The organism is Amycolatopsis sp. NPDC114503 (genome assembly GCF_055633655.1).
In genome coordinates this window covers 66,690-88,880 of sequence record NZ_JBVKDT010000022.1, presented here as the reverse complement: position 1 = coordinate 88,880, position 22,191 = coordinate 66,690, and the positions used below count along the sequence as shown (strand labels likewise).

General features: G+C 69.4%; 24 protein-coding genes and 1 pseudogene. 11 read left to right on the top strand and 14 right to left on the bottom strand.

All coding sequences use genetic code 11. From position 1 onward, the window contains the following. Positions 1-383 precede the first annotated feature (383 nt). The 6 genes and pseudogenes from ACZ7OI_RS47280 to infC form a co-directional block, all read right to left on the bottom strand. Complete coding sequence (locus ACZ7OI_RS47280; protein WP_470270645.1) at positions 384-848, bottom strand: hypothetical protein; 465 nt, start codon at positions 846-848, stop codon at positions 384-386. A 15-nt stretch (positions 849-863) separates the two neighbouring features. Then, positions 864-971: pseudogene (locus ACZ7OI_RS47275) on the bottom strand (nucleoside monophosphate kinase); the annotation flags it as partial. A 29-nt stretch (positions 972-1,000) separates the two neighbouring features. After that, complete coding sequence (locus ACZ7OI_RS47270) at positions 1,001-1,789, bottom strand: TrmH family RNA methyltransferase (RefSeq protein ID WP_470270668.1); 789 nt, start codon at positions 1,787-1,789, stop codon at positions 1,001-1,003. Between the two features lie 8 nt (positions 1,790-1,797). Further along, the gene (gene rplT, locus ACZ7OI_RS47265; RefSeq protein ID WP_020660351.1) at positions 1,798-2,175 is read right to left on the bottom strand and encodes a 50S ribosomal protein L20; all 378 of its coding nucleotides are present in this window, start codon (positions 2,173-2,175) and stop codon (positions 1,798-1,800) included. A 64-nt stretch (positions 2,176-2,239) separates the two neighbouring features. After that, positions 2,240-2,434 carry a 50S ribosomal protein L35 gene (gene rpmI, locus ACZ7OI_RS47260; RefSeq protein WP_344286555.1) on the bottom strand — a complete coding sequence of 65 codons (195 nt, stop codon included), beginning with the start codon at positions 2,432-2,434 and terminating at the stop codon, positions 2,240-2,242. Positions 2,435-2,511: 77 nt separating this feature from the next. Continuing rightward, positions 2,512-3,129, bottom strand: coding sequence for a translation initiation factor IF-3 (gene infC / locus ACZ7OI_RS47255; RefSeq protein WP_470270667.1), 618 nt, complete (start codon positions 3,127-3,129; stop codon positions 2,512-2,514). A gap of 228 nt (positions 3,130-3,357) precedes the next feature. On the opposite strand from infC, the gene ACZ7OI_RS47250 reads away from it, so the two are divergent. From ACZ7OI_RS47250 to ACZ7OI_RS47240, 3 genes are all read left to right on the top strand, one after another. Beyond that, positions 3,358-3,717 carry a DUF1844 domain-containing protein gene (locus ACZ7OI_RS47250; RefSeq protein ID WP_037370356.1) on the top strand — a complete coding sequence of 120 codons (360 nt, stop codon included), beginning with the start codon at positions 3,358-3,360 and terminating at the stop codon, positions 3,715-3,717. Positions 3,718-4,146: 429 nt separating this feature from the next. Beyond that, positions 4,147-4,788: a GntR family transcriptional regulator gene (locus ACZ7OI_RS47245; protein WP_470270644.1), complete on the top strand. Its 642-nt coding sequence runs from the start codon at positions 4,147-4,149 to the stop codon at positions 4,786-4,788. After that, positions 4,785-5,783: a 1-aminocyclopropane-1-carboxylate deaminase gene (locus ACZ7OI_RS47240; protein WP_470270643.1), complete on the top strand. Its 999-nt coding sequence runs from the start codon at positions 4,785-4,787 to the stop codon at positions 5,781-5,783. The genes ACZ7OI_RS47245 and ACZ7OI_RS47240 overlap by 4 nt, the downstream gene beginning before the upstream one ends. Before the next feature lie 38 nt (positions 5,784-5,821). Here ACZ7OI_RS47240 and ACZ7OI_RS47235 read toward each other — a convergent pair whose 3' ends face one another. From ACZ7OI_RS47235 to ACZ7OI_RS47225, 3 genes are read right to left on the bottom strand one after another with little or no spacing between them, the layout of a single operon-like run. Then, on the bottom strand, positions 5,822-6,205 hold the full coding sequence (locus ACZ7OI_RS47235; protein WP_116204166.1) for a RidA family protein: 384 nt from the start codon (positions 6,203-6,205) through the stop codon (positions 5,822-5,824). Further along, positions 6,205-6,963 (bottom strand): IclR family transcriptional regulator, encoded by a 759-nt coding sequence (locus tag ACZ7OI_RS47230; RefSeq protein WP_470270642.1) that lies wholly within the window; start codon positions 6,961-6,963, stop codon positions 6,205-6,207. The genes ACZ7OI_RS47235 and ACZ7OI_RS47230 overlap by 1 nt, the downstream gene beginning before the upstream one ends. Further along, complete coding sequence (locus ACZ7OI_RS47225) at positions 6,960-7,901, bottom strand: sugar kinase (protein ID WP_470270666.1); 942 nt, start codon at positions 7,899-7,901, stop codon at positions 6,960-6,962. The genes ACZ7OI_RS47230 and ACZ7OI_RS47225 overlap by 4 nt, the downstream gene beginning before the upstream one ends. Before the next feature lie 150 nt (positions 7,902-8,051). Between ACZ7OI_RS47225 and ACZ7OI_RS47220 the strand changes: the two genes are divergently transcribed. The 8 genes from ACZ7OI_RS47220 (at position 8,052) to ACZ7OI_RS47185 (ending at position 18,014) form a co-directional block, all read left to right on the top strand. After that, the gene (locus ACZ7OI_RS47220) at positions 8,052-9,350 is read left to right on the top strand and encodes an amino acid deaminase (RefSeq protein ID WP_470270641.1); all 1,299 of its coding nucleotides are present in this window, start codon (positions 8,052-8,054) and stop codon (positions 9,348-9,350) included. Continuing rightward, complete coding sequence (locus ACZ7OI_RS47215) at positions 9,350-10,945, top strand: N-acyl-D-amino-acid deacylase family protein (RefSeq protein ID WP_470270640.1); 1,596 nt, start codon at positions 9,350-9,352, stop codon at positions 10,943-10,945. The genes ACZ7OI_RS47220 and ACZ7OI_RS47215 overlap by 1 nt, the downstream gene beginning before the upstream one ends. Beyond that, positions 10,942-12,333 (top strand): GntP family permease, encoded by a 1,392-nt coding sequence (locus ACZ7OI_RS47210; protein ID WP_470270639.1) that lies wholly within the window; start codon positions 10,942-10,944, stop codon positions 12,331-12,333. The genes ACZ7OI_RS47215 and ACZ7OI_RS47210 overlap by 4 nt, the downstream gene beginning before the upstream one ends. 31 nt (positions 12,334-12,364) lie before the next feature. Continuing rightward, positions 12,365-13,498 (top strand): lactonase family protein, encoded by a 1,134-nt coding sequence (locus ACZ7OI_RS47205; protein ID WP_470270638.1) that lies wholly within the window; start codon positions 12,365-12,367, stop codon positions 13,496-13,498. A 75-nt stretch (positions 13,499-13,573) separates the two neighbouring features. Continuing rightward, positions 13,574-14,857 (top strand): extracellular solute-binding protein, encoded by a 1,284-nt coding sequence (locus ACZ7OI_RS47200; protein WP_470270637.1) that lies wholly within the window; start codon positions 13,574-13,576, stop codon positions 14,855-14,857. Positions 14,858-14,860: 3 nt separating this feature from the next. After that, on the top strand, positions 14,861-15,781 hold the full coding sequence (locus tag ACZ7OI_RS47195) for a carbohydrate ABC transporter permease (RefSeq protein WP_470270636.1): 921 nt from the start codon (positions 14,861-14,863) through the stop codon (positions 15,779-15,781). Further along, the gene (locus ACZ7OI_RS47190; protein WP_470270635.1) at positions 15,772-16,626 is read left to right on the top strand and encodes a carbohydrate ABC transporter permease; all 855 of its coding nucleotides are present in this window, start codon (positions 15,772-15,774) and stop codon (positions 16,624-16,626) included. Before ACZ7OI_RS47195 ends, ACZ7OI_RS47190 begins: the two co-directional genes overlap by 10 nt. Before the next feature lie 2 nt (positions 16,627-16,628). Then, a complete protein-coding gene (locus tag ACZ7OI_RS47185) occupies positions 16,629-18,014 on the top strand; it encodes a beta-N-acetylhexosaminidase (protein WP_470270634.1) in 1,386 nt (461 codons plus the stop codon). A 22-nt stretch (positions 18,015-18,036) separates the two neighbouring features. On the opposite strand, the gene ACZ7OI_RS47180 is transcribed toward ACZ7OI_RS47185, so the two are convergent. From ACZ7OI_RS47180 to ACZ7OI_RS47160, 5 genes are all read right to left on the bottom strand, one after another. Continuing rightward, entirely contained in the window at positions 18,037-18,654 is a 618-nt protein-coding gene (locus ACZ7OI_RS47180) for a hypothetical protein (RefSeq protein ID WP_470270633.1), read from the bottom strand. Beyond that, the gene (locus ACZ7OI_RS47175) at positions 18,654-18,959 is read right to left on the bottom strand and encodes a PadR family transcriptional regulator (RefSeq protein ID WP_470270632.1); all 306 of its coding nucleotides are present in this window, start codon (positions 18,957-18,959) and stop codon (positions 18,654-18,656) included. Before ACZ7OI_RS47175 ends, ACZ7OI_RS47180 begins: the two co-directional genes overlap by 1 nt. Before the next feature lie 35 nt (positions 18,960-18,994). Then, the gene (locus ACZ7OI_RS47170) at positions 18,995-19,762 is read right to left on the bottom strand and encodes an SDR family oxidoreductase (RefSeq protein ID WP_470270631.1); all 768 of its coding nucleotides are present in this window, start codon (positions 19,760-19,762) and stop codon (positions 18,995-18,997) included. An 85-nt stretch (positions 19,763-19,847) separates the two neighbouring features. Next, a complete protein-coding gene (locus ACZ7OI_RS47165) occupies positions 19,848-20,516 on the bottom strand; it encodes a response regulator (RefSeq protein WP_344286526.1) in 669 nt (222 codons plus the stop codon). Further along, complete coding sequence (locus ACZ7OI_RS47160; protein WP_470270630.1) at positions 20,513-22,117, bottom strand: sensor histidine kinase; 1,605 nt, start codon at positions 22,115-22,117, stop codon at positions 20,513-20,515. Before ACZ7OI_RS47160 ends, ACZ7OI_RS47165 begins: the two co-directional genes overlap by 4 nt. Positions 22,118-22,191 lie beyond the last annotated feature (74 nt).

Here is a 22,191-nt window from a genome sequence, read left to right as displayed (position 1 = left end):
GGCAAAAGTGCGGATGGAACCCGGCGAGAGCACGGAAGGAACCTGGCAAGAGTGAGAAGGGAGCAAGAGCGAGGAGGAAGTTCGGCATGAGTGCCGAGGGAGTTCGGCAGAGTGCGGAGGAAGTTCGGCAGGAGTGCCGCAAGCCGCGGCAGGAAGCGCAGGTGGGCTGGCGAAGCGTTCGGCATCGGGCATCTCAGCGTGCGGCTACTGATTTCTGCGTCGTGGTTTCCGTGTCGTGATTTCCGCGTCGTGGCTGGCGGCGAGCCGCCGCAACACCAACCTGCCGCGACACCATCTCGGTGACAGTTCTGGCAGCACAGGGAAACGATCATGCGCCAAGCAAGCCGGAGCCCGCGGCGGGACCCGTTGAAGGCAACCGGGGGTCAGAGGCGGAAGGCGGTCGTCACCTGGCGAAGAAGTTCGTCCGCCGAAGTCACAGTGTCAACCTCGATCGCCCGCAACCCGAGCCTCGAGGTTTCCTCGCGGAGGCGGGTCGTGAACATCCGGTCCCGTTCGGCGAGATTGCCCGCAGCCCGGGCCGGATCACTGGTCCGCCATACGAAACCCTCCCCCGGCGCGCTCCGGCCTTCGATCGCCGCGTGGCGGAACTCCGGCGTCGGCAGGAGCCAGACGGCCTGGTCCACGGCTCCCAGCAGCGGCTTCACCAGATGCGGCAGCAACCGGAGACCGTCGACGACGACAGACGGTTCCGAAGGCAGGCCGAGGAGATCTTCGACAATCAGCCCGAAACCCTCGCCCCGGAACCAAGGGAACGTCTCCAGCATGACGTCCGGGGACCGGCAGACCCAGCGTTCGTCCATGTCCATGGACAGGAAGGCGTGCAGCATCGGAGCTGTAGAAGGAGTCGTGTGGGCGCGCATAGTGTCGTCGGTCGCGTAGTGGCGCCAGCCGTAGCGGGCGGCGAGGCGGCGGGCGATCGTCGATTTGCCCGCGCCGGGAGTGCCGCCGATCCAGTAGACGTGCCGGAGATCCGCCGCGGTCAGCGGTGCGCGGCCATTGCCGCCGTGTAGACGCAGACTGCGGCGGCGGTCGCGAGGTTCAGGCTTTCCGCCTTGCCGTACAACGGGATCCGGACTGCTTCGTCCACAGAGGACAACACGTCCTCAGGCAGGCCGTGCGCTTCGTTGCCGAAGATCCAGGCCACCGGGTCTCCGAAGTGGACAGTCTCCAGCGAAGTCGACGCGTAACCGTGCGCGGCCAGCGTTCGGAGGCCGGCTGAGCGCAGCGTCGTCAGGACCGACGGGATGTCGCGGGCGCGCGCGAGCGGGACGTGGAACGTGGACCCGGCGGCGGCGCGGACGCTTTTGCCGTTGTGCGGGTCGACGGTGTCGCCGGCCAGGACTACCGCGTCGGCGCCGGCAGCGTCGGCTACCCGGATCACGGTGCCCGCGTTGCCGGGTTCGGCGACGTCGACCAGGACCACCACCAGCCGGGCCGAGGCCAGGACTGTCTCCAGCGGACGGTCGACCAGCGAGCAGACCGCGATGATTCCTTGCGGCGTCACGGTTTCCGACAGGCTCGCGGCCGCGCGTTCGGTGATCGGCGAGACGCGAGGGGCGGCTGCCACCAAGGAAGGGTGTGCTGCGGCGGCGCGTTCGGTGACGAAGAGCTCGTGCACCGTGCCGTGAGAAAGCGCCGAGGTGACGGCGTTGACCCCTTCGGCCAGGAAGCGGCCGGTCTTCTCTCGTTCCGCGCGCCGGGTCAGTTTGCGCGCGGCAACGACCCGGGGGGTCCGTTCGGTGAACGGATCCGCCCCGGGCCGGAAAATGCTGCCGGTCAGGCCGACTTCGCTTCGCCGGTCGTGACGTTTGCCTTGGCGACCTCGGCGAGCGCGGCGAAGGCAGCCGCGTCGTTGACCGCGAGGTCCGCGAGGATCTTGCGGTCCACCTCGACACCGGCGGCCTTCAGGCCCTGGATGAACCGGTTGTAGGTGACGCCGTTGGCGCGAGCGGCCGCGTTGATGCGGGTGATCCACAGCTGGCGGAAGTCACCCTTGCGCGCGCGGCGGTCGCGGTAGGCGTAGTTGAGCGAGTGGAGCGTCTGCTCCTTGGCCTTGCGGTACAGCCGCGAACGCTGGCCGCGGTAACCGCTGGCCAGTTCGAGAGTCGCGCGACGCTTCTTCTGGGCGTTGACCGCCCGCTTGACGCGTGCCACTGGTCCATCCTGTCGAATTCGGGGGGTGCGAGGACCCCGGGGTGGTCGGGAAAGGGTGCGGGCCTCAGCGGCCGAGCAGGCGCTTCACGCGGCCGACGTCGCTCTGGGCGACCTCGGTGGTGCCCTCGAGACGGCGGGTGAGGCGGTTGGACTTCTTCTCCATCAGGTGGCGGCGGCCGGCCTTCTGGCGGCGCAGCTTGCCCGAACCGGTCACGCGGACGCGCTTCGACGTGCCCTTGTGCGTCTTCATCTTCGGCATGCTTGTTGTCCTCTTCCGTGCGGCGGCACACCGGATGACCCGGTGTGCCGCTGACTGTGCTGGTCGGCGCTGGGGCGCTACGCCTCGGGAGCCGATTCGGCCGAATCGGCCTTCGCCGCCTTCGGCTTCACGTTCTTGTGCGGGGCCAGCACCATGATCATGTTGCGTCCGTCCTGCTTCGGCGACGATTCCACGAAGCCGAGCTCGGTGACGTCGTCGGCGAGCTTCTGCAGGAGCCGGAAACCGAGCTCCGGCCGGGACTGCTCGCGACCGCGGAACATGATCGTGACCTTGACCTTGTTGCCCGCCGCCAGGAACCGCGACACGTGACCCTTCTTGGTCTCGTAGTCGTGCTGGTCGATCTTCGGCCGCAGCTTCTGTTCCTTGATGACGGTCAGATGCTGGTTGCGCCGGGAGTCGCGGGCTTTCTGCGCGCTCTCGTACTTGAACTTGCCGAAGTCCATGAGCTTGGCCACGGGCGGGCGTGCCTGCGGGGCCACCTCGACGAGGTCGAGATCCGCCTCCTGCGCAAGCCGCAGCGCATCTTCGATCCGGACAATGCCGACCTGCTCGCCGTTAGGGCCGACGAGCCGGACTTCCGGCACCCGGATGCGGTCGTTGATGCGTGTCTCGGAGCTGATGGGGCCTCCTTGGTCCGAGTGATGTTTTCTCGTTCGACCTGGTGCCCACACGATTCAGGCCCCGGACGCCGGCTGCTGCCGGTGCACGGGGCCCGCTCTGTCTCCGATCGCGCCCGGCCGGAAAGCCGAACGCTTCGCCTCCGCAGTACGCTGCCAGGACGGCATGCACCACTTCGGCGAGACCGGACCCGGACACCTCAGTCGGTGACACGGGTGGGAGCGGGGCTCCACTTGCCGCCCCCGATCGCTCGGGAGCTGGTCGCACGTGGAAGGGTACCAGACGTGTCTGAACAACCTTCGCCACCGCCCCCGTATTCCCCCGACGACCGCGGGCTCGAGGAGATCCCGAGCGTCGAGGTGATCAGCCGCGCCGCGGTGATGCTGCTGTCCGCGGGAGCCGAACGCCTCGGCCTCGCCGACGCCGACCCGGAGAACTCGCCGCACCGCGACCTCGACGAGGCGCGCCGCCTCATCACCGCGCTCGCCGGGCTCGTGACCGCCTCCGCCGAGTACCTGGGCCTGCACGCCGGACCCCTTCGCGACGGACTGCAGTCGCTGCAGAAGGCGTTCCGCGAGGCGTCGGTCGTGCCGGATCCGCCGGGCCAGGGGCCGGGCGAGAAGTACACCGGGCCGGTTTACTGAGCCCCAGAGTTCCAGGAAGGCAGGACCCGCTCCGCGATCGGCCGGGGCGGGTCCTCGTCATTTCCGGCGGGCACCGAGGCATGCCGCGTGGGTGGGGACTCCGCGACGCGCCCCCTGAAGCGGCGGCTCTCGGCTAGGCCTCGTCATTTCCGGCGGGCAGTGCCGCGCGGGAGCAGGACTGCGCAAACTGAACCCTGAAGCATGCGGTCGCAGCGGGAACCTCGCCGTTTCCGGCGGGCGGCACCGAGGCATGTCGAACTGCGCGACTCGCCCCTGAGACATCAGCTCGCAGCGAGGTCCTCGCCATTCCAGCGAGCAGCGCCAACGCATGCCGCACGGGCAGAACCGCGCGACGCGGCGTCCCCAGCGCCGGGTCCCGTCGTTCCGGGCCATTGCCTCCAGCTGCCTCCGACATCTAACATGTTAGATGTGAGTGCACTCCCCAAGGTCTCCCGCCCGCTGCTGCGCGACGAGGCGTACGAGCTCATCCGGCACGCCATCATCGACGGCAGCCTCCCGCCGGGCACTTCCCTGCGCGACTCCGACCTCGCCGAGCAGCTCGGGCTTTCCCGCGCCCCGGTCCGGCAGGCGCTGCTGCGGCTGGCCGAGGACCGGCTGGTGGTGTCGAAGCCGCAGAGTTACACGAGGGTCGCCGAGTTCGTGGCCGACGACGTCCGCGACGCGGTCCGGCTCGTCCGGGCGTTGCACGAGCTGGCCGTGCGCGAAGCCCGGCTCGGCCCTCGGCAGATCGCGGACATGCGCGAGGCCAACGAGCGGTTTCGCGAAGCTGTCGCCGAAGGAGACGTCGGCAAGGCGATCGAAGCGGACGACGAACTGCACGACATCCCGGTGCGGGCGTGCGGCAACCGGGCGGTCGCGGCGACGCTCGACCGGTACACGCCGCTGCTGCGCCGGCTCGAATACGCGCGGTTCAGCTCGCTGCCCGCGCATCGCTCGGTCACCCGGCACGAGGAACTCATCGACGCGTTGGAAAGCGGCGACGAGAAAACCGCCGCACAGGTCACTTCCACGATTTGGACCGATCTCGAAGCCCTCCTGGAGGACGCGTGAGCCTGGCTGATTTCCCCCGTTTCCCGTTGCTCGTCGGGCCCTCGCCGGTGCACCGGCTGGAGCGGCTGACCGAACACCTCGGCGGCGCGGCCGTCTGGGCCAAGCGCGAGGACCTCAACTCCGGCCTCGCTTACGGCGGCAACAAGACGCGCAAGCTGGAGTACCTCGTCGCCGACGCGCTCGCCAAGGGCGCGGACACGCTCGTCTCGATCGGCGGCGTCCAGTCGAACCACACGCGGCAGGTCGCGGCCTCGGCGGCGCGCGCGGGAATGAAAGCCGTGCTGGTGCAGGAAAGCTGGGTCGACTGGGCCGATCCGCTGCACGACAAGGTCGGCAACATCCAGCTGTCGCGGATCCTCGGCGCGGACGTCCGGCTCGTCGACGCCGGGTTCGGCATCGGCTTCAAGGAGAGCTGGGAGCAGGCGCTGGCGGAGGTCGAGGCGAACGGCGGCACGCCGTACGCGATCCCGGCCGGGGCGTCGGATCACCGACTCGGCGGGCTCGGGTTCGCGAACTGGGTGCTGGAGCTCGAGGAGCAGGAACGCGAGCTGGGCGTTTTCTTCGACACCGTCGTGGTTTGCTCGGTCACCGGCAGCACGCAGGCGGGGATGATGGCCGGAGCGGCAGCGAGCGGGAAGCCGCGGCGGATCCTGGGGATCGACGCGTCGGCGAAGCCCGGGGAGACCCGCGAGCAGATCGGCCGGATCGCGAAGAGCACGGCGGAGCTGATCGAAGCCGGATCGGTTGACGACCCCGAACTCGACGAGCGTTATCACGCGGGCGTTTACGGAATTCCGGATGAGCAGACGCTCGACGCCATCAGTACCGCCGCACGGTTGGAAGGCATGATCACCGACCCGGTGTACGAGGGGAAGTCGATGGCCGGGCTGATCGACCTCGTGCGCACCGGTGAGATCGCGAAGGACTCGAACGTGCTGTACGCGCACCTCGGCGGGCAGCCCGCGATCAACGCGTACACGAGCGTCCTCGGCTGAAACCGGGTGCCCGGCTCGTCGCCGGGCACCCGTGCGGCTCAGTCCAGAACGGCAAGCACGTCGATCTCGACCAGGAGACCGGCGGGCAGCCCGACGTACACCGTGGTGCGGGCCGCGTGCGGGGCCTCGCCGATCAGCTCGTTGTAGACCTCGTTGAACGCGGCGAAGTGGCTGGTGTCGGTGAGGTACACGCGCACCATCACCGCGTCCGCGAAGCTCGAGCCCGCTTCTTCGAGCAGCGCGGTCAGGTTCTTGAACACCTGCCGGGTCTGGCTCACGACGTCGTCGCCGACGATCTCGTTCGTGGCCGGGTCGAACGCGACCGCGCCGGCGACCTGCAGGATGTTCCCCTTGCGGACGGCCTGCGAGAAGTTCGCCGGCGGCTTCGGCGCGTTCTCGCTGGTGATCGCCGTCTTGCCCATCATTGCCCCTTTCCGTTCCCCGTCCATCCACTGTGGACGGAAGCTTTCTCCGCGGCGGCCAGCAGCTCGGGCACGAGCGCCAGCAGCCCGTCGTAGTCCAGCAGCACCTTCGGCACCGACATCGACGCCGCGGCGAGCACTTCGCCGCCCGCGCCGCGCACCGGCGCGGAAATGCAGTGGATGAAGTCCTCGTGCTCGGCATTGTCCACCGCGTACCCGCGCTCAGCGACCTGGTCCAGCTCGGCCAAGTACGCCTCGGGCGTGGTGATGGTGTTGGCGGTGAGCACGACGTAGTCGATCGCGCGGGCGATCTCCTCGCGTTTCGCCCGCGGCATCGCCGCGACGAGCACCTTGCCGACCGCGGTGCAGTGCAGCGGCGCGCGTTTGCCGACCCGCGAGTACATCCGGACCGCGTGGTGTCCCTCGAACTTGTCGATGTACACCACCTCGCCGTCCTCATAGGACGCCAGGTGCACGGTGTGCCCGGTGCGCAGGTTCAGCTCGGCGAGCGCTTCGTGCGAACTGCGCCGGACGTCCCGGTCCTCCAGCGCCTGGTTGGCGAGGTCGAAAAGCGCGCTGCCGAGCCGGTAGTGGCGAACTCCTTCGCGCCGCACGAAATGGTGCGATTCGAGGGTGCGCAGCAGCCGCAGCACAGTCGTCTTGTGCACGCCGATCTCTTCGGCCAGCTCGTCGAGCGTCTTGCCGCCGCGGGCGAGACCGCTCAGCAGGGTCAGCGCGCGGTCGAGACTTTGGCTCACGTGGCCACCACTCCCTCTCCGGTGAGCCGGACCGAACCCCAGCTGTCGGCGTCCGCCTGCACCAGCTTCGTCACGACGGCTTCGGCCAGCGGTACGCCGACGTCGTCTTGAGTCAACAGCGTCGCCGCGGCTTGCAGGTGACCGCGCCGAAGCCTCGTAAGCGGATCGGCGCCGCGCAGAGTCGCGGCCAGGAATCCGGCAGCGAACGCGTCACCCGCACCGACCGGCTCGACCACGTCAACGCGAAGCGCGGGCGAGAACAGCGGTTCGGCCGAGCCCTCGACGAGCGTCGCGCCGCGTTCCCCGTGCTTGACCACCAACGTACGCGGGCCGGGCAGAAGCGCGCGCAGCCGCACCGGATCACCGGTGCCCCACACGCGTTCCGCCTCGTCGTCGCCGGTCAGCACCAGGTCCGCCTTCCCCGCCAGTTCGGCGAGCACGGACTGGTCGCGTCCGGTCCACAGCGCGGGGCGGTGGTTGACGTCGAACGACACGAGCAGGTCGCCGCGCGGACGGTCGAGCAGCGCGCGGACGAGCGCGAGGCAGCTGTCCGAGAGCGCGGGAGTGATCCCGGAAAGGTGCAGCACGCGAACACCGGAGAAATCCAGCCGGGACACCAGGTCCGGGCCCATGCCGGACGCGGCGGACCCCGAACGGTAGTAGCGGACCGGACTGCCGCCCGCGCCGCTTTCCTTCACGTACAGCCCGGTCGGGCGCGTCGGGTCGACCACGACGCCGCGGACGTCCACGCCCGCCGAGGCGATCTCGCGGACGAGCGCGCGGCCGAACGGGTCGTCGCCGACCGCGCTGACCCATCCGCTCGGCACGCCGAGGGCGGGCAGGTGGCACGCGACGTTCGACTCCGCGCCGCCGATGGTGCGCAGCCAGGTGCGCACCTCGTCCGGCGGGCCGGGTTCGGCGGGCACGAACAACGCCATCGACTCGCCGATGCAGAGCACTTCGGGCGACCCAGTCGGACTGCTGGTCACTGACGTCCCTTCCCCGTTGACCTGTGGCGACCCGGATGCTACACCTATGCAACGCATTTTGCGCAACGTCCGTTGCAAGATACGCAACCGAGGTCCCAGATGAACAGCAACGCCGCTCTCACCGCCGCCGTCCGAGCCGGGCGCGGCGAACGGATCGACTGGCGCTTCCGCGCCCTCCCCCCGGCACTGTCCGGGCTCACTCTCGACGAAGCCGCATCCCGCCGCGCGAAACTCTTCGACGACGGCTTCTTCGGTCCGTTCGTGGTGCTCGACGCTGCCGCGATGGAGCACAACCTCGCCACCATGGCCCGCTGGTGCGCCGAACGCGGCATCGCGCTCGCGCCGCACGGCAAGACGACGATGGCTCCGGAGCTGTTCGCCCGGCAGCTGGAGCACGGCTCGTGGGGCATCACCGCGGCGAACGCCGGGCACGTGCGGATCTACCGCGCGTTCGGCGTGCCGCGGATCCTGCTGGCGAACCAGCTCGTGGATCCGTCCGCACTGCGCTGGCTGGCCGGCGAGCTGGCGGCGGATCCGGACTTCGAGTTCGTCTGCTGGGTCGACTCCGTGCGCAGCGTCGAGCTGATGACCGAAGCGCTCGCCGGTGCCGAACGGCCCGTCGATGTGCTGGTCGAGCTGGGCGGCGAAGGCGGCCGGACCGGCGTCCGCGACGCGGCGACCGCGCTTGCCGTGGCCGAGGCGGCGGCGAAGAGCCCGGTGCTGCGGCTGCGCGGCACGGGCGGCTACGAAGGCGCGCTTTCGCACCACACCGACGAAGCCGCGCTGACGAAGATCAGTTCCTATGTGGACAGTCTCCGCGACGCGACGGTCACGTTCGCGGATAAGGGTTTGCTCGCCGACGGCCCGGTGTACGTCACCGCAGGCGGCAGCGCGTACTTCGACCGCGTCGTGGACGAGCTGACCAAGCCGTGGCCGAACGGTCTCGAAGTGGTCCCGATCCTGCGCAGCGGCGCGTACCTGACGCACGACGACGGCTTCTACCGCGAGATCTCGCCACTCGGCGAGCACCCGCGCATCGCCGGTGTCGACAGCTTCCGTCCGGCGCTGCACGCGTGGGCGCAGGTGACGTCGAAGCCGACGCCGGCGTTGGCGCTGCTCACCGCGGGCAAGCGCGATCTGCCGTACGACGAAGGCATGCCGGAGCCGCAGCTGTTGCGCAAGGACGGCGTGGTCACCGAGCTGACTGGGCACACCGTTCCGAAGCTCAACGACCAGCACGCGTTCCTCGAGCTGCCGGAAGGCTCGCCGGTCGAGGTCGGCGACTGGGTGCGGCTCGGGTTGTCGCACCCCTGCACGACGTTCGACAAGTGGTCGCTGCTGCCGGTCGTGGACAGCGACGGCGAGACAGTGGTCGATTTCGTACGGACGTGGTTCTGATGGATCTCGTGATCCGCGGCGCACGCGTCGCCGACGGAACCGGGGCCCCGCTGGAAATCCGCGACGTCGGCATCGCCGGCGACCGCATCGCCGACGTCGCCGCGCCGGGAGAACTCACCGCGCCGCGCGTGCTCGACGCGACCGGGCTGGTCCTCTCCCCCGGCTTCATCGACATGCACTCGCATTCCGACCTGCAGGTGCTCGCCAACCCGGACCACCTGGCGAAGATCAGCCAGGGCGTCACTACCGAGGTGCTGGGCCAGGACGGTCTCTCGTACGCACCGGTCAACGACGAGGTGCTTGTCTCCCTCCGCCAGCAGCTGGCCGGATGGAACGACGACCCGGCCGGGTTCGACTGGAACTGGCGCTCGGTCGGCGAATACCTCGACCGGCTCGACCAGGGCATCGCGACGAACGCCGCGTACCTGGTCCCGCAGGGCACGGTGCGGATGCTGGTGGCGGGCTGGGAAGACCGGCCCGCCACCGGCGCCGAGCTGGCCCGGATGCAGGAACTCGTCGCGACCGGGCTGTCCGAAGGCGCGTTCGGCCTGTCGTCCGGGCTGACCTACACGCCCGGGATGTACGCGACCACCGAGGAACTGGTCGAGCTGTGCCGCGTGGTCGGCGAGCGGGGCGGTTACTACAGCCCGCACCACCGCAGCTACGGCGCGGGCGCGCTGGAGGCGTTCGCGGAGATGGTCGACGTCTCCCGCCGCTCCAGTTGTCCGCTGCACCTCGCGCACGCGACGATGAACTTCTCCGTCAACAAGGGCAAAGCGCCGGATCTGTTGCGGCTGCTGGACAACGCGCTCGACGACGGCTGCGACATCACCCTCGACACGTACCCGTACCTGCCCGGCGCGACCTACCTGTCGGCGCTGCTGCCGAGCTGGTCGACCGAAGGCGGATTGGAACCAACGCTCGCCCGACTGTCCGATCCGGACACTCGCGAACGGATCCGGGCGGAGATCGAAGAGTCCGGTTCGGACGGTGCGCACGGCGTGCCGATCGACTGGGACGCCATCGAAATCAACGGTGTCCGCCGCGAGGAGAACGCCGCGTTGGTGGGGCACAGCGTCCTCGCCTCCGCGCGTGCCGCGGGGAAATCCCCCGCAGAGCTGTACTTCGACACGCTGATCGACGAAAAGCTCGGCACCTCGTGCCTGATGCACGTGGGGCACGAGGAGAACGTGCAAGCCATCATGCGGCACCGCACGCACACCGGCGGCTCGGACGGCCTGCTGGTCGGCGCGCGGCCACATCCCCGCGCGTGGGGCACCTTCCCTCGGTATCTCGCGCGCTACGTCCGCGAACTGGGCGTTCTCGAACTGGCCGACTGCATCGCGCACCTCACCGGGCGCGCGGCACGGCGGCTGGGGCTGTCCGACCGGGGCCTTGTCCGGCCCGGTTATGCGGCCGATCTGGTGCTCTTCGACCCGGACACGGTCGCCGACACCGCGACGTTCGACAACCCCCGGCAGCCCGCCGCGGGTCTCTCCCACGTCTTCGTCAACGGCGTCGCCGCCCTCGAAGACGGATCCCCCACCGGCGCGCTCGCCGGGCATTCCCTTCGCCATCCCGGGAGTCGACGATGATTCACTGGCTGCAGACCAGCACGGCCGGTCTGCTCACGCTGGCCGCGGTGTCCATCGCGGTGCTGCTTTTCCTCATCATCAAGGTGAAGGTCGAACCGTTCATCGCCTTGATCGTGGTGGGCCTGCTCACCGCGCTGGCCGCGGGCGTGCCGGTCGGCACCCTGGTCGGCACCGCGCAGAAAACCTCGGATTCGCTGCTGGAGAAGGGCTTCGGCAGCATTCTCGGGCACATCGCGGCGATCATCGGGCTGGGCACGCTGCTCGGTTCGATCCTGGAGAAATCCGGCGGCGCGCGCGTGCTCACCTCGGCGCTGCTGCGCACGTTCGGCGAGAAACGCGCTCCGCTCGCGATGGGTCTTTCCGGGCTGATCTTCGGTATCCCGGTGTTCTTCGACATCGGCATTTTCGTGCTCGCGCCACTGGTTTACGCCGCGGCGAAGCAGGGCGGCCGGTCGATCGTGCTGTACGCGATGCCGTTGCTGGCCGGGCTTTCCATCACGCACGCCTTCATCCCGCCGCACCCGGGACCGGTCGCCGCGGCCGGGCTCCTGCACGTCGATCTCGGCTGGCTGATCCTGATGGGCGCGGTCTGCGGCATCCCGGCGTGGTTCATCGGCGGCATCCTGTACTCGACGTGGATCGGCAAGCGGGTGAACGTGCCGCTGGCCGAGGACTTCGCGAAGCTCGCCGGGGAAGAGGGCGAGCAGGACGGACCCGCGCCGTCGCTCAAGCTGGTCGGCGGGATCATCGCGGTGCCGCTGGTACTGATCCTCGTGGGCACGTTCGGCAGCATCCTGCTGCCCAAGGGGTCCACCGGCGCGGGTATCGCGGCGTTCCTCGGCACGCCGGCCATCGCGCTGACCATCGCGACGCTGCTCGCGTCGTGGCTGCTCGGCCGCCGTCGCGGGATGAGCGGCGCGGATCTGGCCCAGCTTTCCGCCAACGCGCTGCGTCCGGTCGCGATGATTCTTCTCGTGGTGGGCGCGGGTTCGTTCTTCGGAGCGGTGCTGTCCGCCACCGGCATCGGCAAGGCGGTGGCCGGTTCTCTCGGCGACGCCGGGCTTCCGGTGCTGCTGGCGGCGTACATCATCAGCTGCGGCATGCGCATCGCCCAGGGTTCGGCGACGGTCGCGATCGTGACGACGAGCGGCATCGTCGCGCCGACAGTGCTGGAACTGCATTATTCGCAAGCACAATTGGCGCTCCTGGTGGTCGCGATCTCGGCCGGGTCGATCATCGCCTCGCACGTGAACGACGGCGGATTCTGGATCGTGTCCCGGTATTTCGGGCTGACCGTGACCCAGACCCTGAAAACCTGGACGGCTTTGGAAACAGTCCTTTCCTTGAGCGGTTTCGGTGTGGCAGCATTGGTGATGGCATTGGTCTGAACCACATCGGCACAGGTTCCGGGGGTATTCGATGACCGAGATTTCCCGTCGCACGTTCGTCGGCGCAGTCGGCGCGGCCGGGGCCGCCGCCGTGGTGGGCGCACAGCTCGCCACGGCAGCGCCCCGTCCGCGCGCGGCCACGACGGTGTACGTCGGCAGCTACACCACCAGCGCACCGGCGGGCCACGGGCTCGACGTCACCCAGCGAGCGGCGGGAAGCCCCGCGCTCGCGCCGGTGCGCACCGTCCCGAAGCTGACCGACGTCTCCTGGTTCGACCGCACTCGCGACGGCCGGATCCTGTACGTCACCAACGAAAACGAGGGCGCGGAGACCGGTACGGTGTCCGCATTGGACATCTCCGACCCGACCCGGCCGAAGCTGCTCGGGTCGACGTCCTCCCAGGGCGGCTCGCCCACGCACCTTTCGGTGCACCCGAGCCAGAAGTACGTGCTGGCCGCGAATTACGACTCCGGCAGCGTCGTCGTGCTGCCGATCAAGTCCGGCGGCAAGCTCGGCGCGGCCACCGACCTGCAGCAGCACCAGGGCAAGGAGCCGCACGCGCACCAGGTGGTCGCCGACCCGTCCGGCAAGTGGGTGCTGGCGGTCGACCTCGGCACCGACTCGGTGTACGTCTACTCGTTCGACACCGGCAAGGGAAAGCTGAAGCTGCACAAGCAGATCACCCTTCCCGCCGGTGCCGGGCCGCGACACCTCGCGTTCCACCCGAACGGCAAATTCGCTTACGTCGCCCAGGAACTGCGGCCGGAGATCACCGTCGCCAGCTGGGATTCCGCCACCGGCGCGTTCAAGCCGATCGCCGTCGTGCCTGCCGTTCCGCCGGGCAGCACCGGCGAACTGTTCCCCGGCGAGATCACCGTGTCGCGCGACGGAAAGTTCGTCTACGCCACCGTTCGCGGCCCCAACACCATCGCCACCTTCACCGTCGCCGACGGCGGAGCCGGGCTCACCCTGGTGTCCTCGGCTCCCTCCGGCGGCAACTGGCCGCGGCACCTCGCGCTCGATCCGGACGAGAAGTGGTTCTACGTCTCGAATCAGCGCTCCGGCACTGTCACCTGGCTGCCGCGCGACCCGGCCACCGGCTTGCCCGGCAAGTCCGCGGGTTCGCTCGCGGTGCCGAACGTCAATTCCGTCTTCTTCGTCTGAGAAAAACCGGGGCTGTCACGCCGCACAGCCCCGTCTTTTCCGGTCTCCGACCGGTCCCCTCGACAGGAGTCACCGATGAAGCTGCGTTCTGTCCTGCCCGCTGTCGCCACGCTGGCGTTGCTCGCCGCGTGTGCGCCCACCCAATCCGGCCCGGCCGCCTCCGGCGGAAACCAAACCGACGGCACGCTGAGAGTCTGGCTGTTCGACGAAGCGAACCGCGCGCCGAAGGAGGCCGCGGTCAAGGAAGCGATCACCGAATTCGAGGCCAACCAGGCCGGCGTGAAGGTCGACGTGCAGTGGGTTCCGGTGGAAGGCCGCGCGGACAAGTTCTCCGGCGCGTTCAACGACCCGTCCAACGCCCCCGACGTCGCCGAGTTCGGCAACACCGACGTCTCCAGCTACGCGCAGACCGGCGCGTTGTCCGATCTCACCAAGGACATCTCGAACTGGTCGGACGGCAAGGACCTGCTTCCGTCCGTTTTGGACACCGCCAAAGCGAACGGCAAGATCTACGGCATTCCCTGGTACACCGGCATCCGCGCGTTGTACTACCGCACCGACGTGTTCGCCGAACTCGGCCTCAAGCCGCCGACGACGCTGGCCGAGCTGACCGACGACGCGCGCAAGATCCGAGAGAAGAAGCCGGATCTGTACGGCATCGCCACCGGCGGCAAGTACACCTACGCCATGCTGCCGTTCATCTGGGCCAACGGCGGCGATCTGGCCAAACAGGACAATGGCAAGTGGACGTCCACTGTGGATTCCCCGCAAGCCAAGGCCGGTGTCACCGCCTACGCGAACCTGATCAAGGACGACATCTGCCCGCCCGCCGCCTGCGCCAACCTCACCGGCACGCAGAGCGTGACCGCGTTCGCCGGCGGCAAGGCAGGCATGGTGATCGGCGGCGACTTCAACCGCAAGGCTGTCGAAAAGGGCTCGGTGAAGGGCAAGTACGCGATCATGCCGCTGCCCGGCACCACTCCGAACTCGGTCGCACCCGCGTTCGCCGGAGGCAACCTGCTCGGCGTGTTCGGCGCGAGCCAGCGCCACGGTCTCGCGGTGCAGTTCGCCGAACTGCTGGCCGGCATCAAGTACCAGGAGAAGATGTACGCCGCGATGGGCAACCTGCCCACCCTGGCGTCGGTGCAGAAGAAGCTCGCCGCCAGCGACCCCACGCTGAAGGCCTTTGTGGACACCCTCACCGCGGGGACGAAGTTCGTGCCCGCCACCCCGGCGTGGTCCAAGATCGACAGCCAGAATGTCCTGCCCACCGCGGTGCAGCAGATCGCGACCGGCGGCAAGGACGCGAACGCCGCGCTGGCCGACGCCGCCGCGGCGATGAACAAGAACTTCGGCTGACCCGTGGCCGCAGTCCGTTCCGCGACCGTCCGCCGCGACGGCCGCGCGGCCCTTCTGTACCTGCTGCCCGCCGGGATTCTTCTCGGCGCGCTGCTGGTGTACCCGATTTACCAGCTGGTCGTGATCTCGCTCTACGACTACGGCCAGCCGCAGGCGGCGGGCGCGGCCCCGCTGGTGTTCCTCGGCCTCGACAACTACGTCAACCTGCTCGCCGACGTCCAGTTCTGGACGGTGCTCGGCAAGACGGTCGGGTTCGCCGCCGCCTGCGTGATCGGCAGCCTGGTCGTCGGCACGGCTCTGGCCGTGCTGGCGAGCCGGGTCCGCTCGTTCCCGCGCACGCTGCTGTTCCTGGCGGCGCTCGGCGCGTGGGCGACCCCGGCGATCGCCGGCTCGTACGTCTGGCTGTTCCTCTTCGACACCGATTTCGGCCTGGTCAACGAGGTGCTCTCAGGCATCGGGTTCAGCGGCATGGAGCACCACTCCTGGACGTTCGGCACCTTCGGGACGTTCGGGCTGGTCGCCGCCGAGGTGATCTGGTGCTCGTTCCCGTTCGTCATGGTCACCATGTACGCCGGGATCAGCGGCGTGCCGAAGGAGACGCTGGAGGCGGCGGCGCTCGACGGCGCGTCGGTCTGGCGCACCACGCGGTCGGTGATCCTGCCCGCGGTGCGGCCGCTGCTCACCATCGCGACCGTCCAGTCGATCATCTGGGACTTCAAGGTGTTCACCCAGATCTACGTGATGACCAACGGCGGCGGCATCGCCGGGCGCAACCTGATCCTGAACGTCTACGCCTACCAGCAGGCGTTCGCCGGGCAGGAGTACGGGCTCGGCTCCGCGATCGGGGTCGTGATGACCTTGCTGCTGCTGTCGATCACCGGGCTGTATGTCCGGTCCCAGCGCCGGAGTGCCGCATGGCTGTGAAAATCCGCCGCCCCGCGCGGCTCGTCGCCGAAATCGTGACCGTGGCGATCGCCGGGATCGTCGCGTTCCCGCTGTACTGGATGGTGCTGTCGGCCTTCAAACCGGCGGGCGAAATCCAGTCGGCGCATCCGAAACCGTGGACGTTCGCGCCTTCGCTGGACAGTTTCCGGCGCGTGCTCACGGTTTCCGGGTTCGGCCGGTTCTTCCTCAACAGCCTCGCCGTCGCGGTGGTCGTGGTGCTGCTGTCGCTGGTGCTGTCGTTCCTTTCCGCGGTGGCACTGACGCGATTCCGCTTCCGCGGGCGCGGGATGCTGCTGGTGATGATCCTGGTCGCGCAAATGGTTCCGGTGGAAGCGCTGACCATTCCGCTGTTCTTCCTGATGCGCTCGGTCGGCGGGGCGGTGCCGGCGTTCGGGCTCAACGAACTGGGCTCGCTCGTGCTGGTGCACCTGGCGTTCAGCCTGCCGTTCGCGATCTGGATGCTGCGCGGGTTCGTCGCCGCGGTGCCCGACGAACTGGAGGAAGCGGCCACTTTGGACGGTGCGTCGCGGATGCGGTTCACCTGGCAGATCCTGTTCCCGCTCGTCGCCCCCGGGCTGGTGGCGGTGAGCGTGCTCGCGTTCATCCACGCGTGGAACGACTTCCTGTTCGCCAAGACGTTCATCATCTCCAAGACCGAGAACCAGACTCTGCCGCAGGCGATCCTGGTGTTCTTCAAACCGGAGGACACCGACTGGGGCGCCGTGATGGCCTCGTCCACCCTGATGACGATCCCCGTGCTGGTGTTTTTCGTGCTGGTGCAGCGGAGGCTCGTCGGCGGGACGGCCGGGGCCGTGAAGGGATGACCATGCCCGGATTCGACTCCCTCCTCCCCCGTCCGGCGTCCGCGGAACCCGCGCCCGGCACCTGCCCGTGGCCTGCTCCGGTGGAGGTGCGCACCGCGGATCTCCCCGCCGAGGGCTACCGGCTCACGATCACGCCGGACGGCGTCACCCTCGACGCGGCCGACGCCGCAGGCGAGTTCTACGGCCGCCAAACCCTGCGCCAGCTGGCGGGCCCGGACGCGTTCCGGGCCGTTCCGATCCACAATGGACCGGTCGAACTGCCGTGCGGGACGATCACCGACCATCCGCGATTCGCCTGGCGCGGCTGTCTTTACGACGTCTCGCGGCACTTCCGGACGAAGGCCGAGGTGCTGCGGTTCGTCGATCTGCTGGCCGCGCACAAGATGAACGTGCTGAACCTGCACCTCACCGACGACCAGGGCTGGCGGATCGAGACGCCGGAATTCCCCCGGCTCACGTCCGTCGGCGGCTGGCGGAAGTCGTCGATGGTCGGCAGGCACGACGGCCCGGAACGCGACGGCCGCCCGCACGGCGGTTACTACACTGTGGACGATCTGCGCGAGATCGTCGCGTACGCCGCCGCCCGGGCCGTCACCGTAGTGCCCGAAGTGGACATTCCCGGACACGCCCGAGCCGCCATCACGGCGTACCCGGAACTCGGCCCGGCCAGCGACACCCCTTGGGAGGTCTGGACTTCCTGGGGGATCAGCACCTCGCTGCTCGATCCGTCGGGGTCCACATTGGACTTCTTCCGCGCGGTCTTCGACCACGTGCTGGACATCTTCCCGTCGCCGGTGATCGCGCTCGGCGGCGACGAGGTGCCCGGTGTCACCGAGGCGCACCACCGGTTCGTCCGGGCGATCGCGGACCATCTCGTCGCGCGCGGGCGCACCCCGATGGGCTGGGACGAGGTCCTCGACGGCGGCGACCTGCCGACGATGGTGATCGGCGTGTGGCAGGACCGGGAACGGGCTTCGCTGGCGGTGAAGGGCGGGCACGAAGTGGTGCTCTGCCCCGAGGACGGCGTGTACCTCGACCACCGGCAAAGCGACCACCCGGACGAACCGATCCCGGTCGGGTACCTGCAGGATCTCGAGCATTTCTACGGTTTCGAGCCCGAAGCCGGGCCGCGCGTGCGCGGGGTCCAGGCGCAACTGTGGTCCGAGCACCTGGACACCGTGCGGCGGACGGACTATGCGGCGTTCCCCCGGCTGTCGGCGTTCGCCGAGGTCGCGTGGAGCAGCGGCCCGCGCGACTACGCGGAACTCCTGCCCCGGCTGCGGGAGCACCACCTGCCGAGACTGGACGCGCTCGGCGTGGAGTACCGGCCGCTCGACGGACCGCACCCTTGGCAGACCCGGCCGGACGCGCCGGGACGGCCCCGCTGAACCCCGGGCGGCTCGACCTCCTTCAGGCCGAGCCGCCCGGTTTCAGGAGACCGGCCGGGCGCGGAGCGCGGTGCAGCAGCCGGGGACTGTAGGCGGGCCGGTACCACGATCTCGCGGGGACAGTGCCGATCTTCGGCCAGTCCGGCGACGGTTCGAAGCCCGGCCTGCGATGGGCTCGCACGTGGACTTGGACGATCTCCCCGGAAAACCCCGCGGAGTCGCCGGAGAACCGCCCCTTCCCGGCGGTGATGCCGACGATCTCCTCCGACATGAGGTCGTCGCTGCCGAAACTGCGGAGCCTCGCGATCAGGATCCGCAGCCGTTCCGTCTGCTCGACCGCCGTCAGCTCCTGGAACTCGCGGCGCTCCCGTTCGGCGGAAGCATCGAGCCGACGGGCCCGCACCCGTTCCGGCACGCCGTCGAACAGCACCGTGGCGAGCTGCTCGGCGACCCAGATCAGCCGCTCCCGACGCGGGACGTCGTGCAGTTCCGCGACCAGCTCGGCCCGCCGAGGATGTCCCTTCGGGTAGACCCTGGCCAGCAGGTTCACCGCGAACACCGGGAAGAACCCGAAGACCAGGGCCGTCAGGAACAACGTGCCGGCTCCCCAGGTCGCGAGGTGACCCGCCAGCTCGTCCATCAGACCCACCCGAGCCGGATGCCGCGGAACCTCTCGTCGGCTGCGGCCCGCTCGAGCAGCGCGCCCAGCTCGGCCTTCCCTTTCCCGGTCAGCGTGTAATACCGGCGGGGCGGCCTGCCGTCGGCCTCCTCGACCGATTCCCAGCCGTCTTCCAGCCAGCCCTCGGCCAGCATCTGGGTCAGCCGGGGGTACATCGCGCCGGAACGGACTCCGGACGCCCGCGACAACCGGTAGCCCCAGTGCCGGTCGTCGGGGGCGGCCATGAGTGCGGCGGCGAGCTGCACCAGGGCGTGCGTTACGCGCATCAGCCAAGTATGACCTATGTCGCTCAAGCCCTCAACTAGCCGACGGCCGGGCCGAGGAAAGTCCCGCCGGTCGCGTCGACGACCTGTCCGGTGACCCACCGGGAGTCCGCCGAAGCCAAGAACGCGACCACGTCGGCGATGTCGGCCGGTTCGGCGATCCGCCGCAGCGCGGACGCCCCTGCCATCCCCGCGCGCATCCGCTCGTCGGCGAACATGAACGCGGTGCGGTCGGTGGGCGTCGGGCCGGGGGCGACGGCGTTCACCGTGATCCCCCGCTCGCCGAGTTCCTGCGCCAGGCTGCGGGTGAACACGTCGAGCGCGCCCTTTGTCATGCTGTACGCCAGCTCGAAGGGCAACGCGATCCGCGTGTCCGCGGACGAGATGTTGACGATCCGGCCGCCGTCCCGCAGCACCGGCAACAGCTTCTGCACCAAGAAAAACGGCGCTTTCACGTTCACCGCGAACACCCGGTCGAAGTCTTCCGGCGTCGCCGTGGTGATCGAACCGGCGCCGGTGGCCGCGTTGTTGACCAGGATGTCGAGCGCGACTTCGCCGGTGCGCTCGCGCAGCTCCGCCGAGAGACGGTCGAACAGCGTCGCCGCGTCTCCGTCAACGCCCAGCGTCGCCTGCACCGCGAACGCCTGCCCGCCGTTCGCCTCGATCGACGCGACAGTCTCCTTGGCCGCCGCTTCGTCGCTGCCGTAGTGCACGGCGACCAGCGCGCCGTCGTTCGCCAACCTGGTCGCGATGGCCCGGCCGATGCCCTTGCCGCCGCCGGTGACCAGTGCGATCTTCTTCGTCATTTCTTGCTCCCCTGCGTGGTGTGAACTTCGATGTCCACACCTTCGGGGAGTCCGCTTACCGTCCGCGCACGAAGCGCTGACGGGCTCAGCCAGGCTTCAGCCGGTACCAGACCTCCGGCCGTCCGACCTGCCCGTATCGCGGTTCTCGCTGGGCCAACCCGTTGTCCGCCAAGTACTCCAGATACCGCCGCGCGGTCACCCGGGACGCCCCGATCGCGCTCGCCGCACCACCGGCGGACAGCCCCTCGCCGGCCCCGGCGAGCGCGTCGGTGATCGCGTCCAGCGTCTCCGCGCTCATGCCCTTCGGCAGCGGCGCGGACTCGGTGGTGCGCAGTGTGCCGAGCGCGCGGTCGATCTCCGCCTGCCCGGTGACCTCGCCGGACGCCTCGCGGAACGACGCGTAGCGCTCCAGCTTGTCCCGCAGCGAGGCGAAGGTGAACGGCTTCAGCAGGTACTGCACGACCCCGACCGAGACCGCCGCCTTGACCAGCGCGAGGTCGCGTGCGGACGTCACCGCGATGACGTCGATCGGCAGCCCGGCCGCGCGCAGCGAACGGCAGACCGCGAGGCCGTGCGTGTCCGGCAGGTAGAAGTCCAGCAGGACCAGGTCGACGGGTTCGCGTTCGCAGAACCGCAGCGCCTCGCCGCCGGAATGCACCACCCCGGCAACCACGAATCCGGACAGCCGCTCGACGTACAGCCGGTGCGCCTCGGCCGCCACCGGCTCGTCTTCCACCACCAGCACCCGGATCACGCCTGCACCTCCTGCCTCGGCAACCGTACGGTGAACACCGCGCCGCCGTCGCGTCCGACGTCGATGGTGCCTCCGTAGCGCCGGACCGCCTGCACCACCAGCGCCAGCCCGAGACCGTGCTCGTCGCCTGCCTTCGTCGACCAGCCCCGGCGGAACATCTCCCCCACCGCTTCCTCCGGCACGCCGGGGCCGTTGTCCGCGACGCGCAGCAGCAGACCGTCCTCTTCGGACCGTGCGGTGACCACCACCGCCGGGCGCGCGCCGGATTCCCGCACCACAGCGTCGATTCCGTTGTCGATCAGGTTGCCGAGGATCGTCACCAGATCCCGTCCGGCGACGCCGGGACCGAGGTCGTCGATCATCGTGTCCGGCGTGATGGTGAATTCCACGCCGCGCTCGCTCGCCTCCGCGGCCTTGCCGAGCAGCAACGCGGCCAGCACCGGTTCGGCGACCGCGGTCATCACGCGGTCGGTGAGCTCCTGCGCCAGCGCGAGTTCGGCGGTTGCGAAGTCCACAGCGTCCTCGGGACGGCCCAGTTCCACCAGCGACACGACCGTGTGCAGCCGGTTCGCTGCCTCGTGCGCCTGCGACCGCAACGCTTCGGCGAGGCTGCGTGCGGTGGTGAGCTCGCCGGTGAGCGTCTGAAGTTCGGTGTGGTCGCGCAGAATCACGACGGTGCCCTGCGCGCGACCGCCGGAACTGACGAGCGTGGTGCTGACGACCAGCACCCGCGAGTCCGTCAGATGCAGTTCTTCGGTGCGGTTTTCCGGCGCGGTGAACGCCGCCGCCAGCTCGGGCGACAACCCCAGGTCGGCAAGCGGCTGGCCGACCGGGTCGCCGCTCAGCCCGAGGAGCGTGCGGGCCCCGTCGTTGCACAGCCCGACCCGCCCGTCGCGGCCGACCAGCAGCACCCCCTCGCGAACCGAATGCAGCACCGCTTCGTGGTACTCGAAAAGATTGCTCAGCTCCGCCGGAGCGATGCCGCGCGTCTGCCGCTTCAGCCGCGCGCTCACCAGCCATCCTCCGCAGGCGCCCACCAGCAATACTGCCGCCGCGACGCCGAGCAACGGCCAGACGCGCTCCTGCACCTCGGCCGAGATCGCCGCGATCGTGATGCCCACCGCGACGAGCGCGACCACGCGATGGTTCGCGTCGAACACCGGCACCACGACGCGCACCGACGGGCCGAGCGAACCGGTGTAGGTCTCGGACACCACTCCGCCCTGTTGCGCCGCTTCGATGTGCCCGAGGAACCGCTGTCCGATCAACGCCGGATTCGGGTGCGTGTAACGGATTCCTCGCGGCGACATGATCGTCACGAAGTCCACGCGCGTGTCCACGAGCACCCGTTGCGCGTACGGCTGCAGGGTCGCGGTCGGGTCGGCGGTCGCCGCTGCCCGCGCGACGTCCGGCGCGTCCGCGATCGAACGGGCCACCGCGAGCGACTGCTCCCCGGCCCGGTCGGTCGTCGTGCGCCGGGCGTCGAGATAGGCGATAGTGATCCCGCCGGAGACGAGCACGAGCAAGATCGCCAGCTGCAGCACCAGCAGCTGACGGGCCAGGCTCCAGCGGCTCGTCCGGATCCGAGGTGTCGGGGGCACCCGCTCATACCAGCACACGCACGGGTCCGGCAGCACTCCGGCGCCGCTGCCGGGAAGTCCACACCGGACACCTC

Bases quoted from the DNA above. Each gene is read 5' to 3' on its own strand.
- ACZ7OI_RS47280 (WP_470270645.1), bottom strand. From the start codon at position 848: ATGCTGCACGCCTTCCTGTCCATGGACATGGACGAACGCTGGGTCTGC.
- rpmI (WP_344286555.1), bottom strand. From the start codon at position 2,434: ATGCCGAAGATGAAGACGCACAAGGGCACGTCGAAGCGCGTCCGCGTG.
- ACZ7OI_RS47235 (WP_116204166.1), bottom strand. From the start codon at position 6,205: ATGGGCAAGACGGCGATCACCAGCGAGAACGCGCCGAAGCCGCCGGCG.
- ACZ7OI_RS47225 (WP_470270666.1), bottom strand. From the start codon at position 7,901: ATGGCGTTGTTCGTGCCCGCCGAACCCGGCCCGCCGGACGAGGTGCGC.
- ACZ7OI_RS47220 (WP_470270641.1), top strand. From the start codon at position 8,052: ATGAACAGCAACGCCGCTCTCACCGCCGCCGTCCGAGCCGGGCGCGGC.
- ACZ7OI_RS47215 (WP_470270640.1), top strand. From the start codon at position 9,350: ATGGATCTCGTGATCCGCGGCGCACGCGTCGCCGACGGAACCGGGGCC.
- ACZ7OI_RS47210 (WP_470270639.1), top strand. From the start codon at position 10,942: ATGATTCACTGGCTGCAGACCAGCACGGCCGGTCTGCTCACGCTGGCC.
- ACZ7OI_RS47205 (WP_470270638.1), top strand. From the start codon at position 12,365: ATGACCGAGATTTCCCGTCGCACGTTCGTCGGCGCAGTCGGCGCGGCC.
- ACZ7OI_RS47200 (WP_470270637.1), top strand. From the start codon at position 13,574: ATGAAGCTGCGTTCTGTCCTGCCCGCTGTCGCCACGCTGGCGTTGCTC.
- ACZ7OI_RS47190 (WP_470270635.1), top strand. From the start codon at position 15,772: ATGGCTGTGAAAATCCGCCGCCCCGCGCGGCTCGTCGCCGAAATCGTG.
- ACZ7OI_RS47185 (WP_470270634.1), top strand. From the start codon at position 16,629: ATGCCCGGATTCGACTCCCTCCTCCCCCGTCCGGCGTCCGCGGAACCC.
- ACZ7OI_RS47180 (WP_470270633.1), bottom strand. From the start codon at position 18,654: ATGGACGAGCTGGCGGGTCACCTCGCGACCTGGGGAGCCGGCACGTTG.
- ACZ7OI_RS47175 (WP_470270632.1), bottom strand. From the start codon at position 18,959: ATGCGCGTAACGCACGCCCTGGTGCAGCTCGCCGCCGCACTCATGGCC.
- ACZ7OI_RS47170 (WP_470270631.1), bottom strand. From the start codon at position 19,762: ATGACGAAGAAGATCGCACTGGTCACCGGCGGCGGCAAGGGCATCGGC.